The organism is Sphingobium subterraneum, assembly GCF_014199435.1.
Lineage (GTDB): Bacteria > Pseudomonadota > Alphaproteobacteria > Sphingomonadales > Sphingomonadaceae > Sphingobium > Sphingobium subterraneum.
In genome coordinates this window covers 1,174,788-1,187,627 of the sequence record NZ_JACIJP010000001.1, presented here as the reverse complement: position 1 = coordinate 1,187,627, position 12,840 = coordinate 1,174,788, and the positions used below count along the sequence as shown (strand labels likewise).

Below are 12,840 nucleotides of genomic sequence, written 5' to 3'. Positions count from 1 at the left end.
CATACCGTCCGGCGAAGATAGTCAGATGCTCGCTCCCCAGTCGTTTCTGGGTGACGAGTAAGGCAACATTCCAGCACAAGCTCATGAATATTAAACATTATCCTATTGCGTATTGCTTTGTAAGCTTTCACCGACCGGCGCGGCCGGGCCAAGTGGCAAGTTGCTCGAGCAAAGCGAGAAGAGCGTGAGCGCGCCGCGAAACCCTGTGGTTGTGGTCGGCGCCGGGCACGCTGGCGGTACGGTCGCGGCCCTGCTGCGCCAATATGGTTTGACAGAACCGATTACCATCGTCGGCGAGGAAACGATCGCACCCTACCAGCGGCCGCCATTGTCCAAGGCCTGGCTAAAAGGCGAAGTGGACGCCGACGATCTCATGTTGAAGGCTTCGGATTTCTACAGGGAAAACGAGATTGCGCTGAAGCTGGGCGTGCGCGCCGTGCGGATCGATCGCGATGCAAAGCGCGTCCACCTGAATGACGGGGAGGAGATTGCGTATGATACGCTCATCCTCGCGACGGGTTCTCGGGCGCGGCAACTGGCCATACCGGGTGTTGCGCTCGACGGTGTCCAAGCGCTGCGGAGCATCGCTGACGCCGAACAACTCAAATCAAAGCTCGGCAAGGGCAAGCGTCTTGCTGTCGTCGGTGGGGGATATATCGGGCTGGAGGCCGCCGCTTCCGCGCGGGCACTCGGTGCCGAAGCGGTCGTTGTTGAACTGCAGGATCGGGTGCTGGCGCGCGTTGCCTGTGAAGCATTGTCGACATTCTTGCAAAACTATCACCGCGCTCGCGGCGTCATCTTCGAACTGAACGCCAGCGTGGCCGCGTTCGAGGGGGAGGCCGGTCGCGTCACCGGGGTGCGGCTGGCGGATGGGCGACTGATCGATGCCGATATCGTTCTGGTTGGCGTTGGCGCCATCCCCAATGACGACCTCGCTCGCAATGCCGGGATACCGTGCCGGGACGGCGTGATCGTGGATGGTGATGCGCGCACATCCGACCCGTCGATTTTCGCCATTGGGGATGTGACGCAGAGACCGCTTGCCGTTTATGATCGCATGCACCGGCTGGAAAGCGTGGCGAACGTGCTCGAACAAGCCAAGCAGGCTGCCTGCGCGATTGCAGGGCGTCCGACTCCTCCGCACGAGGTGACGTGGAACTGGTCGGATCAATATGATCTGAAGCTGCAGATGGCGGGCGTCGCGTTCGATACCGATGAGATTTTGATCCGTGGCGATCCGGCGGCGGCGGGGTTTGCGGTCTTTCACCTTCGCGGCGGACGCGTGCAAGCGGTCGAGGCCATCAATGCGCCACCGGAGTTTATGATGGGCAGGCAATTGATCGCCGCGCAGCGACCGATTGCGCGTGAGAGGCTTTCCAATCCCGCCGTTTCGATGAAAGATGTCGGCGCCTGAAGGGGATGCAGCAAGGAGTCCTATGACAAAAGTTGTTTATGTGGAGTACGATGGAAGCGAGCACGTCATTGACGTCAAGCCGGGCTATTCGGTGATGGAAGGTGCCGTGAAAAACAATGTGCCGGGCATCGATGGTGATTGCGGCGGCGCCTGCGCCTGCGCGACCTGTCATGTCTATGTGGACGAAGCCTGGGTCCAGCGTGCGGGTGTGCCGACGAGCATGGAGGAGGCGATGCTCGAGTTCGCCGAAAATGTTGAGCCGAACTCGCGCCTGGCCTGCCAGATCAAGGTTACCGATACGCTGGACGGCTTGATTGTCAGGCTTCCGGAAAGCCAACACTGATATTTCATAATGCACGTCAGCGAACTGATAGCATGTTTTTATAAGTAAATGCACCAGCGTAAGATATGATTACATTGTAGTTCGTTGTATTATAAGAGAAACGATAATATTTTTATTAAGAGAGGCATCGATTATCGAAAATACCGCGGAAATATCATGACTTATTGAAGTCTCGATCGGACGAAAGCCGCATTCTTGTATGACTGCATCTGATTTCAGGATGTGGCGCTGGCGGTCTTTGTCTTCTGTACGTCCAGAAAGCGTATTTTCCTTTTATCGTACCTCGATGCGGCATGTTTTAGAGACTTAAATTCAAGAGGACATTTTGCCATGAGCGATAACTACAAGATTATCTCGTCGGATTCTCACGTCATCGAGCCATGGTATCTTTGGCAGGAACGCCTTCCGCAAGAATTCCGCGATCGCGCGCCGAAGCTTGTTTCCGGTGAAAACGGCGACCGGCTTGTGTGTGAAGACGTGGAAATGCCGCCGATCGGGACCGCTGCGGGCGTGTTTCGGAAAAATTCCGAAGTGCGCCAGACCGGCCGATGGGAAGACGATGTTCCGGCGTCCTCCTACGATCCCGGCGCGCGCATCGCCGAGCTGGAGCGTGACGGAATTTGGGGCGAGGTCATGTATCCGACGTTCGGGCTCGGATTTTACGGCATTGACGACGTGAAATTCAAATGGGCCTTGCTGCGCGCCTACAACGACTGGCTCGCCGAGTTCTGCCAATATGATCCCAAGCGCTACAAGGGGATCGCGATGGTGGCGAATGACGATCCGGAATTGGCCGCTGAGGAACTGCGGCGGGTGAAGAAGCTCGGGCTCGTGGGCGTCATGATCCCTACGGTCGCTGGCGAAGGCGTGCCCCAGTATCACGAGCGCGGCATGGATCCGTTGTGGAAGGCTGCGGTGGACAACGGGATGTCGGTCAATGTCCATTCGGGCACGACCCGGGACAGAAACAAGAAATCGGCCGTGTTGCAGGTTTCGGGTGGGCGTAATCCCACCAAGTCTCCTCTGAAATATGAAGTCATTGTCCGGCCCATGCTGAACATGATCTTCGGCGGGGTGTTCGAGCGTTTCCCGGAATTGACCTTTGTTTCAGCAGAAAACGAAGCGGGCTGGGCACCGCATGTTCTTGAGCGCGCGGATTATGAGTGGGAGCGTTATGCGAACGTGGCGCTGAAGGACTTCGAAAGCCGCATTCCCCGCCCGCCAAGCGATTATTTCCGGAAGAACATCAAGTTGACCTTCCTGCGCGATTCGGTAGCGATTCTCTCGCGCCATCTTTTCGGAGTGGAAACGATCATGTTCCAGACCGATTTCCCGCACGGTGTCAGCACCTACCCGAATTCCCGGAAAATGGTCGATGATATGTTCGCCGGGATCGACACCGCAGACCGCGACAAGATTGTGTATCAGAACGCTGCGGACTTATATGGGTTTTGATCAGGATATGCGGTGAATTCAGACACATGTGCTCAGGGGATGGTGAAAGCCAATGTCAGTGAAACGATCCATAGACATCGCAAAGTTTGACGAACTGGATGAAACCTGGGTGCAGACGGGGCGATTGTGGACCCGGTGTGTTTTCATCGGTGCCCCGAACAATCCCAACAGCCCCCTCGGCGTGGCCATAAAAGCGGCGCCTGACGCCGGTGATCTGGTGGCCGGCAAGCGGTCTTTCGGCACGACGACGATGACGGTGATCTTGTCCGGGACAGTCATGCATGACGGAAAATGGATGTCGCAGGGTGACATCTATATGGCGCCTCCCAATGAAATGAACGGCGACTTGCTGTTCGGCCCGGAAGGTGCTGTGATGTTTATCATGTTCGATTGCCGCTCCGGCATCATACCGACATTCGCCGATCCTGATGACCAGGCCAGGTTCGATGCGTCAATGCGCGCGGATGTGGAGGATGTGGCTGCAGGCAAATACGAGAAAACGGTCGCTCTGCTGCCCCCCCGGGAACATCATACCAAGGGCAGGGCGATCGTGTTCGAGACTGTCGAAGCGGTCGCCAAATACAGGGCCGAGACAGGGACGGACTGGTAGAAGTAATTCTCGAACCAGACTGGCAGATGGAAACTGAGGATGACAGCCATGAATGAATCGCAAAGTATCACGGCGGAAGCGCGGAAGCGCGATCTGTTCACGGATTTGGGCCCAGGTGCGCATCAATGCTGGTACCCGATCGCGCTGTCGTCCAACGTTCCGCAGGGTAAGGTCATTGGCGCCAATCTCGCGGACGGGCGCATCGTGGTCTATCGCGGCGAAGACGGAGTTGTCCGTGCGATGTCGGCCTATTGCAGGCACATGGGCGCCGACCTGAGCGCTGGCGGTGATGTCGTGGGAAACGATATACGGTGCCCGTATCACCACTGGGCGTATGGCAAAAACGGGCAGTGCACCAACATACCGTCAGGCGACCGAATTCCCAAAGGGTCGAACCTGGTCAACTTTCCCGTGAAAGAACAGTTTGGCCTGATCTGGGTGTTCTTCGGTGAAACGCCGCTCTATGAATTGCAGACCTTCGAAAATTATGACGAAGAAAAGCATGTCTATCATTCGTTCGAAGTAAAGCTGAATGAGAAGCTCAAGATCGAGCCCTGGGTTTTCACGACGAACGTGTACGATATCGTCCACCTGCGCTTTCTGCACGGAGTGAATATCGTCGGTAGCGACATCGATGAGGTCTCGCCGTTCCTGCAGCGAATGACGTGGATCGCGACGCACACGGGCGAAAAGGACAGCGGTACGTTGCGGATGTCGCTCGATGTGTACGGTGCCAACAGCGTCCGCAGCGAAGGCGAGATGGATGGCCGATTGAAATGGTACATATCCGCCAGCACTCCATTCGGGCCGCAGGATACCCGCTTCTTCTTTACGATCATCACGACCAAGGGCGAGGGCGCAGAGGACTTTCTGGCGCGCTCGGAAGCGTTGCACACCCGGCTGATCAACGAAGATCTCCCCGTGCTGAACAATATACGTTTCGGGAACCTTCGCCTCGTCGCGTCGGACAAGGCGCTGGGGCGGTTTATCCGGGCAGCCCGCGAATATCCGCGCACGACGATCGATGCGATGGAAACCGCGGCCAATCGCAAAAAGGAATTTGCCTGAACGGTGCGGCGCGTCGGCCGCGTATTCAGTGACGGCGGCTTTCAGACGCGCTTTGGCTAGATAATGTCGCGGTCTAGTTCTTTGCTTTGACGCGACTTCCGAGCCTTAGTCGGCGTGGACATGGTCAGTGTGGGCTTCGACGGCCGCTATCCGGTATGTTCACGCGGAAGCGGACTGTCTGGACCCGACAACCTAGCGGACATTGTTTGGCTAAGGATTTCATGCAATCAGGCGACATGAATAAGTACGTTGGCATGCTACTTTTAGCCATTTTGTTCTGCGGACAGACGGCATCCGGAACCCAGAAAATTGAAGAGCATGCCCCTCTTGCGGTTCCTCCACAGGCCGAGAGCGACTTGGCGCACATCGCGATGGTCCGGAAATTTGGACCTGATGGCGTCCTATATACTGGAATTGCCGATCCAACGAAGCGCAGTATTGCGGAGTCGACGATCAATTCTGCAATTTCAAACATCGCGACAGGCATCCGAAGCCACCCGACGAAGACTTTTGTCCTCGAGCAGTTTCAGCGCGCCTTAGTTCTTTTGGACGCGGCTGGATTAGCCGATTCGGAGGATCGCGAGGCGGCCGCAGGGTATCTCGAACAAGTCATGGATGTGGTGGGGCTTGAGTCCTCCGACGGCATGTTGAACAACTGGGTTTATGGGCTTGACGCAAGCAAACTCACCGGCAGCTAACCACAACCTTTTCGACATACATGTTGTGAATTCTGCTGGCCGGGACCGGACGTCATTCAGCGGAGGAATTTTCCCCGCGGCCTAAAATGTTTCGCACTGGATACCGCCATCGGTCGTGCCGCGCCTTTAAGCGCGCCGAAGAGGCTTTAGGTGTCGCCCCAGCCGAGTCCTGCTTTCACCTCGAGAAACTCCTCAAAGCCGAAGGCTCCCCATTCGCGGCCATTGCCGGATTGTTTGTAGCCGCCGAAGGGCGCCTTGTAATTTGCACCGGCGCCATTTATCCGCACGTCACCCGCGCGAATGCGCCGAGCAACCTTTCGTGCGCGCTCGATCGAGCCGGATTGCACGTAGCTGGAGAGCCCGTACGGCGTGTCGTTCGCCATCGCGACGGCATGGTCTTCATCGTCATAGGGCAGTATCGCGAGCACCGGTCCGAAGATTTCCTCGCGTGCTATGATCATCTCGTTGGTTACGTCGGCGAAAACCGTCGGCTTTACGAAATAGCCGCGTTCGAACGGTTCGGGTCGACCGATACCGCCGGCGACAAGCTGCGCGCCTTCGTCGATGCCAGCCTGGATCATCGCCTGCACCTTGTGAAACTGGCCTGCGTTGGCAAGTGGGCCAACCGCGCCGCGTTCGGCGATATCCGGCGACATCACCTTGATGCCATCGACCGTTGCTCGGGCGATCTCAACGGCGCGGTCGTGCAATTCGCGCGGCACGAACATGCGCGAGGGCGCGTTGCAACTCTGGCCGGAATTGTTCATCATCTCAAATATGCCTTTGGAAACGGCCCGGTTCAGGTCGGCATCGTCGAGAATGATATTGGGGCTTTTCCCTCCCAGCTCCAGCGTCACGCGCTTTATGGTGGCGGCCGCCGCCTTGCTGACGAGAATACCGGCTCTCGTCGAGCCGGTGAAGCTGACCAGATCGACATCGGGATGCGACGCGAGAGCCTCGCCGACTCCGGGCCCATCGCCGTTGACGAGATTGAATACGCCCGGCGGCACCCCGGCCTCGTCCAGAATTTCCGTCAGCAGAATGGCGTTGAGGGGTGCCAGTTCGGAAGGTTTCAGTACGACGGTGCACCCTGCAGCCAGGGCTGGGGCGACCTTGCAGGCAATTTGATTGATCGGCCAGTTCCACGGCGTGATGAACGCACACACGCCGATCGGCTCCCGCAGGATCCGTGCACCGTGAATGGTGTCTTCAAACTCATAGTCGTCGAGAATCCGCATTGCCTCGGCGAAATGCGCCATCCCGGAAGGCGCTTGTGCGGCGGTCGCCAGCCACAAGGGGGCGCCCATTTCCGCGCTGATCGTCTGCGCCAGTTCGTCCATCCGGCGCTTGAAGATATCGATCACCCTGCCCAGAAGCGCGACCCGTTCAGCCTTGCTGGTCTGTGAGTAACTTTCGAACGCGCGCTTTGCCGCCTCGACGGCACGATCTGCGTCCGCCTTTTCGCCCAGCGCGATGCGTGCTATCGGTTGTTCGGTGGCGGGATTGATAACTTCTTGAGCGCGGACCTGACCGATCGGCTCGACCCATTCGCCGTTGATGTAAAATTTCAGGTGCTCGCGCATGATTGTCTCCGCAGTGCCGACCGGGCCGTTCAAATGATGAGCGCCGCTCTGCTTTCCAAGCATTCGGCATGTTGATATCCTGAACTATATAAATAACCGGAAAAAGAGCAACGGTCCGGCAATGAATTAGACCGTTTTAATGAGTACGAAAAAATCATCAAATCGGATAATGAATTCATTGCAGAAGCGAATGAGCAATAAATCTCTCGATAATCGAAAATTATCGTATCGAGCCTGAGTTGATTACGTTCAGGAATTAGGATGAGTACGGTGATGAAACCCATCAATGGTGCCGAAAGTCTGATTTCGACGCTGGTTGCCTCCGGTGTCGATGTGGCGTTTACGAATCCGGGAACTTCGGAAATGCATTTCGTCGCCGCACTCGGTCGGGTCGAGGGCATGCGGGCGATCCTCTGCCTGTTCGAAGGCGTGGTCACGGGCATGGCCGACGGATATGGGCGCATGAAGCGGGCGCCCGCCGCCACGCTGCTGCACCTAGGGCCGGGGCTGGCCTACGGCCTTGCAAATCTGCACAACGCGCGCCGCGCGGCGACGCCCATCGTCAATATCGTCGGCGATCACGCCACCTACCATGCGCAATATGATGCGCCTCTCACATCCGACGTGATCGGCTTCGCCCGCCCGGTGTCGTCATGGGTTCACATGAGCATGAGCGCGAAGACGGTAGCAGCCGACGGTGCGCGGGCGGTACAGGCGGCACGCGTGGCGCCTGGACAGATCGCGACGCTCATATTGCCTGCCGATACCGCCTGGGATGAGGGCAGCGGCGCGGCCAGTGCGCTTCCGGTCGCCGCCGCAGCCACAGTCAGCCCCCGGGCGGTCGATGAGGCCGCGCAATTGCTACGAAACGGCAAACGGACCGCAATCCTTCTTCGCGGGTCGGTTCTCGAGGAGGCGAGCCTGGAAACCGCCGGTCGGATCAAGGCACAATCCGGCGCGCGTATCATGTGCGATACGATTGTGCCACGGCTGACGCGGGGCGCAGGCGTTGTTGAAGTCGAGCGCGTTCCGTATTTCGCGGAGCAGATCGTCGATTATTTCAAGGATATCGAGCAACTTATCCTTGTCGGGGCAAAGCCGCCGGTGTCGTTCTTCGCCTATCCCGGCAAGGCGAGCTGGTGTTTGCCGGAGGGGTGCAAGGTACACTATCTCGCCCATGTGCACGAAGACGGACCGGGCGCGCTCGACGCCCTTGCCGACGCACTGCGCGCGCCTTCCGAGCCCGTTGGCCGGGTCGATCTCCGCAGACCGGAATTGCCGCAGGGCCCGCTTAACGCGTACACGATCGGACAGGTTATTGGTCACTTCCTGCCGGACAATGCGATCGTCGTGGATGAAGCTGCAACATCGGCGCGGGGCACGTTGAAGTTCACTGCGGCCGCCAGCCGCCATGACCATATGGGGCTGACCGGGGGCTCGTTGGGGATGGGTATACCGGTCGCCTCGGGGGCTGCGGTCGCCTGTCCCGATCGCAAGGTTGTCTGCCTGCAAGGCGACGGGGGCGCCATGTACACGGTGCAGGCGCTTTGGACGCAGGCGCGCGAAAATCTCGACGTTACCACAGTGATTTTCAACAATCGCGCCTACGGCATTCTGAGGGTCGAACTGGAACGCGTTGGCGCGGAAAATCCCGGGCCAAAATCGCTTTCCCTGCTCGATTTGACCAACCCCGAACTGGATTGGGTCAGCCTTGGCAGGGGTTTGGGCGTAGAGTCCTCGCGTGCAACGACCGCGGAAGAACTGGCCGACCAGTTCCAGAGCGCAATGAAGGGGCGCGGGCCACGACTGATCGAAGCTGTTATGTAAGATGACGGTGTAGGGCGAGACGACGAGCGGGGTGCGGGCCGCGACAAAAAGATCGACATGGTGTAATTAGCTCGGCAGTTTCGGCGGCCCGCCCTCTACCGAGAAGAATCCAAGAGGATCGAAAATGCCCACGCTTTCGTTGCTTCCTGCTTCGACATCCGACTATCGCACGCTGGCGGAAAAGCGTCTGCCAAGGTTCTTGTTCGATTACATCGACGGCGGCGCGTATGACGAAACGACGCTGCGTGCCAATGTCGGCGATCTGCAGTCGATCCGCCTGAGACAGAAGGTCATGCGTGATGTCTCCGCCATCGACACGAAGATCGAGATTCTGGGTGAACGATGGGCGTTCCCGACCGCACTCGCACCCGTCGGAATGGCAGGCATGATGGCGCGCCGCGCCGAATTGCAGGCTGTCCGAAGTGCGGATGCGTTCGGTATCCCATTTTGTCTGTCCAGCGCCTCGATATGCTCACTGGAAGAAGTCGCCAAAGTTGCGAAACGGCCTTTCTGGTTTCAGCTCTACATGATGCGCGATCGCGGCGCGGTTCTCGAACTGCTCGACCGGGCCAAAGCCGTGGGATGCAAGACCCTGGTTTTCACCGTCGATCTTGCGGTTGTCGGCGCGCGCTATCGCGATGTGCGGAACGCCATGGCCGGTGGGGGTGGGCTGTGGCCCATGCTGCGGGGCCGATATCTTGAGTGCGCAATGCACCCGCGTTGGGCGTATGACGTTGGCCTGCGCGGCAGGCCGCATATATTTGGCAACATCGCGCCCTTTCTGCCCCGAGCGTCCTCGTCATCGATCGATGATTTCGTCGGCTGGATCGGCAAGCAGTTCGATCCCGGCGTCACCTGGAAGGACATTGCGTGGTTGCGGTCCGTCTGGCCGGGTAATCTTGTTATCAAGGGGATATTGGACCCGGACGATGCGGCTTCCGCCGTGGATGCGGGCGCTGACGCGGTAATCGTTTCCAACCATGGTGGACGCCAGCTCGATGGCGTTTCATCCGCCATCACCATCCTTCCGCGCGTCGTCGATAGGGTGGGCGATCGCGCGCCCGTGATGATGGACGGCGGGGTCCGAAGCGGCCTCGACGTCGTCAAGGCCCTTGCGTGTGGGGCGAAGGCGACCCTGATCGGGCGGCCATGGATATGGTCGCTCGCTGCGAAGGGCGAGGCGGGATTGATAGGGCTGCTGCGCACGTTCAAGGGTGAGATGAAGGTGGGCTTGGGGCTGACAGGAGTCCCCGCGGCGGCCGATGTTGACGCCGCGGTGCTCGATCGGTGACAGTCCTTCTTACGTCGTGAATTTGCTGTAATCGGGCTTGCGCTTCTCCATGAACGCGTTGCGGCCCTCCTGCGATTCTTCCGTCGCGTAATAAAGCGACACCGCTGACGAGGCAAACGCGCCCGTGGCGCGGAACTGCTCGGACGATACATTAAACGACTGCTTCGCCAATTTGATGGCGGTCGGGCTCAGCAACACGATCTCGGCAGCCCACGCCCGGGCTTCGTCCATCAGCTTTTCATGCGGCACGACCGCATTGACCAGCCCCATCTCTCGCGCCTGCTCGGCGGTATATTGGCGGCACAGGAACCAGATTTCGCGCGCTTTCTTTTCACCCACAACCGTCGCGAGGTATCCGGTGCCGAACCCGGCATCCACGCTGCCCACGCGCGGGCCAACCTGACCGAATTTCGCCTTTTCCGACGCGATGGTCATGTCGCAGATCACATGGAGCACATGGCCACCGCCGATGGCATATCCGTTCACGGCCGCGATGACTGGTTTGGGGATATCGCGAATGACCGAATAGAGATCGTCGATATCCACGCCGCGTTCGGAACGGGCAACATGATCATAGCCGTCGGCCGAACGTGTCGACTGGTCGCCGCCGGTGCAAAACGCCCTGTCGCCCGTGCCGGTCAGGATGACCGCTCTCACCGACCGGTCGGCCCACGCCTGCATGAAGGCCCGTGTCAGCTCGTCGACCGTCTTGCCCGTAAAGGCGTTGAGGACCTGCGGCCTATTGATCGTGATGGTCGCAATGCCTTCGGATGCTTCGTACAGAATGTCGTCGAAATTCATGGTTATTTGCCCTCTTGGATGATCTTGTCCCGGACGACGAACCGCTGGATCTTGCCGCTTGCGGTCCGTGGCAGCGCGTCCCACGTCGAAATGAATTCCGGCCAATATTGCTTCGTCACGTCCAGGGTCGCCAGGTGAGCGGTCAACTCCGTCAGGCTGAATTGCCGCCCCGGAGTGCGCGGAACGACCACCGCGTGGCAGCGCTCTCCCAAGCGGTCGTCCGGCACGCCGACGATAACGATGTCCGCGACCTCGGGAATATCCAGCAGAAGGTTTTCGATCTCTATGATCGGGACATTCTCCCCCCCGCGAATAACGATATCCTTCGACCGGCCCACGATGCGGACATATCCGTCCTCGTCCAATCGGCCCAGGTCGCCGGTTTTGAACCAGCCGTTCTCGAAAGAGGCCTCATAGAGTGCGTCGTTCATGAAATAGCCGACATGCTGGCCGCTGGCGCGCAATTGCAGATGTCCGGGCGTGTTTGGCGGCACGAGCCGACCTTCGTCATCGACGACCCGAACCGTCACACCATCCACGGCGGAGCCGTCGCTGGAGGATCTTTTTTCTTCGCTATCAGTAAATTTGCCGATCGTCGCGATGCCGACCTCGGTGCTTCCCCAGCACGGGATCAACTGCGCACCAAGCAGCCTCGCGGCCCTGCCGACAAGCTTGGGCGGGATCGGCGCGCCGCCGCTCACGAAACACCGGAATGTCGAGGTGTCGACCGTTGTCGTTTCCGCAGCGTCGCACACGTCCTTTACAAAAGCGGCGCTCCCCTTCGACCAGGTGATGCCTTCCTTTTCGATGAGCCGCAACATCTGCTGCGGGTCCCAAGCTTCCATATAAACGGCTTTGCAGCCGCAATATAATGGCATCTCCACGCCGTAGTCGAAGCCGGTGGCGTGCGCCAAAGGCGAGGGCATCAGCACGACGTCCCGCTCGCTCATTTCCATGGCCGCAAAGGCATTCGAGGTTGCCCGATACGTCGAATTAAAGCTGTGCAGCACGCCCTTCGGTTCTCCGGTCGTGCCAGAGCTGAACAGGATAACTTCGACGTCGTCCGGCTTTGGTGCGAGCCGGTCGAGACGTTCACGATCAAGGTCGGTAACAGAGATATCGGCCAGCTGGCTTTCCAGGGAGCCGGTCGGATCATCGTCATCGACAAGGATAAGATGTTCGAGCGACGGCAGGTCGTCGCGAATTTCCTCGAGGACCTTGCCCGGCTCTGTGCGGGGCGTACGCTTCAGGGCGATGCAGACTTTGCTCGCCGTCCGTTCGAGCATGAACCGCAATTCGCGCTTGCCGAAGATGGGCATCAGCGGGTTTGAGATCGCGCCGATCCGGATCGTCGCCAGATGCGCGATGACGAACTCCCACCGGTTCGGGAACTGATAGGATACGAAGTCTCTGGGCTTTACGCCGAGCGAGATCAGCTTGAGCGCAAGCTTGTCCACCAGCACGGCCATATCGCCATAGGTCAGCGATACCGGGTCGGGTCGGCTTACCAGATAGCTGACCACAGCGACCTTGTCCGGATGCGCGCTTGCGAGGCGCAGGAAATCGTCCAGCACCGTCCCTTGCCGGTTTCCGCCCACCGTCTGGTGCGCACTGTCGGGGTCCATCATCACATCCACCTGTCCGCTCCCGATTGAAATCTGTCCGGACGGATGCTCGATGATCGAGTAAGCCGTTGAAGCGAAACCATCTCGTGATGTCGTCGCCCAGCGTCCGGAGCCAGCGTCATAGC

General features: G+C 59.0%; 11 protein-coding genes. 8 read left to right on the top strand and 3 right to left on the bottom strand.

Annotated features, from left to right (window positions below):
• Positions 1–184 precede the first annotated feature (184 nt).
• The 6 genes from FHS92_RS05710 to FHS92_RS05685 all read left to right on the top strand — a co-directional run bounded on the left by FHS92_RS05710 (position 185) and on the right by FHS92_RS05685 (position 5,588).
• Positions 185–1,414, top strand: a complete 1,230-nt coding sequence (locus FHS92_RS05710) for an FAD-dependent oxidoreductase (RefSeq protein WP_184078282.1) — start codon at positions 185–187, stop codon at positions 1,412–1,414.
• 22 nt (positions 1,415–1,436) lie between these two features.
• Complete coding sequence (locus FHS92_RS05705) at positions 1,437–1,757, top strand: 2Fe-2S iron-sulfur cluster-binding protein (RefSeq protein WP_184078280.1); 321 nt, start codon at positions 1,437–1,439, stop codon at positions 1,755–1,757.
• 222 nt (positions 1,758–1,979) lie between these two features.
• A complete protein-coding gene (locus FHS92_RS05700; protein ID WP_184078278.1) occupies positions 1,980–3,212 on the top strand; it encodes an amidohydrolase family protein in 1,233 nt (410 codons plus the stop codon).
• 58 nt (positions 3,213–3,270) lie between these two features.
• On the top strand, positions 3,271–3,822 hold the full coding sequence (locus FHS92_RS05695) for a hypothetical protein (RefSeq protein ID WP_184078276.1): 552 nt from the start codon (positions 3,271–3,273) through the stop codon (positions 3,820–3,822).
• Between the two features lie 48 nt (positions 3,823–3,870).
• Positions 3,871–4,890: an aromatic ring-hydroxylating oxygenase subunit alpha gene (locus tag FHS92_RS05690; RefSeq protein ID WP_184078274.1), complete on the top strand. Its 1,020-nt coding sequence runs from the start codon at positions 3,871–3,873 to the stop codon at positions 4,888–4,890.
• A 206-nt stretch (positions 4,891–5,096) separates the two neighbouring features.
• Positions 5,097–5,588, top strand: a complete 492-nt coding sequence (locus FHS92_RS05685) for a DUF4844 domain-containing protein (protein WP_184078272.1) — start codon at positions 5,097–5,099, stop codon at positions 5,586–5,588.
• Positions 5,589–5,734: 146 nt separating this feature from the next.
• Here the strand turns inward: FHS92_RS05685 and FHS92_RS05680 are convergent, their stop codons facing one another.
• Positions 5,735–7,171, bottom strand: coding sequence for an aldehyde dehydrogenase family protein (locus FHS92_RS05680; protein ID WP_184078270.1), 1,437 nt, complete (start codon positions 7,169–7,171; stop codon positions 5,735–5,737).
• A 273-nt stretch (positions 7,172–7,444) separates the two neighbouring features.
• Here FHS92_RS05680 and FHS92_RS05675 point away from each other — a divergent pair, with 273 nt between their 5' ends.
• Both FHS92_RS05675 and FHS92_RS05670 read left to right on the top strand, forming a co-directional pair.
• Complete coding sequence (locus tag FHS92_RS05675) at positions 7,445–8,998, top strand: acetolactate synthase large subunit (protein WP_184078856.1); 1,554 nt, start codon at positions 7,445–7,447, stop codon at positions 8,996–8,998.
• A gap of 124 nt (positions 8,999–9,122) precedes the next feature.
• Complete coding sequence (locus FHS92_RS05670) at positions 9,123–10,289, top strand: L-lactate dehydrogenase (protein WP_246351769.1); 1,167 nt, start codon at positions 9,123–9,125, stop codon at positions 10,287–10,289.
• A 9-nt stretch (positions 10,290–10,298) separates the two neighbouring features.
• On the opposite strand, the gene FHS92_RS05665 is transcribed toward FHS92_RS05670, so the two are convergent.
• The gene (locus FHS92_RS05665) at positions 10,299–11,090 is read right to left on the bottom strand and encodes an enoyl-CoA hydratase-related protein (RefSeq protein WP_184078268.1); all 792 of its coding nucleotides are present in this window, start codon (positions 11,088–11,090) and stop codon (positions 10,299–10,301) included.
• Positions 11,091–11,092: 2 nt separating this feature from the next.
• Positions 11,093–12,718, bottom strand: coding sequence for an AMP-binding protein (locus FHS92_RS05660; protein WP_184078266.1), 1,626 nt, complete (start codon positions 12,716–12,718; stop codon positions 11,093–11,095).
• Positions 12,719–12,840: the final 122 nt, after the last annotated feature.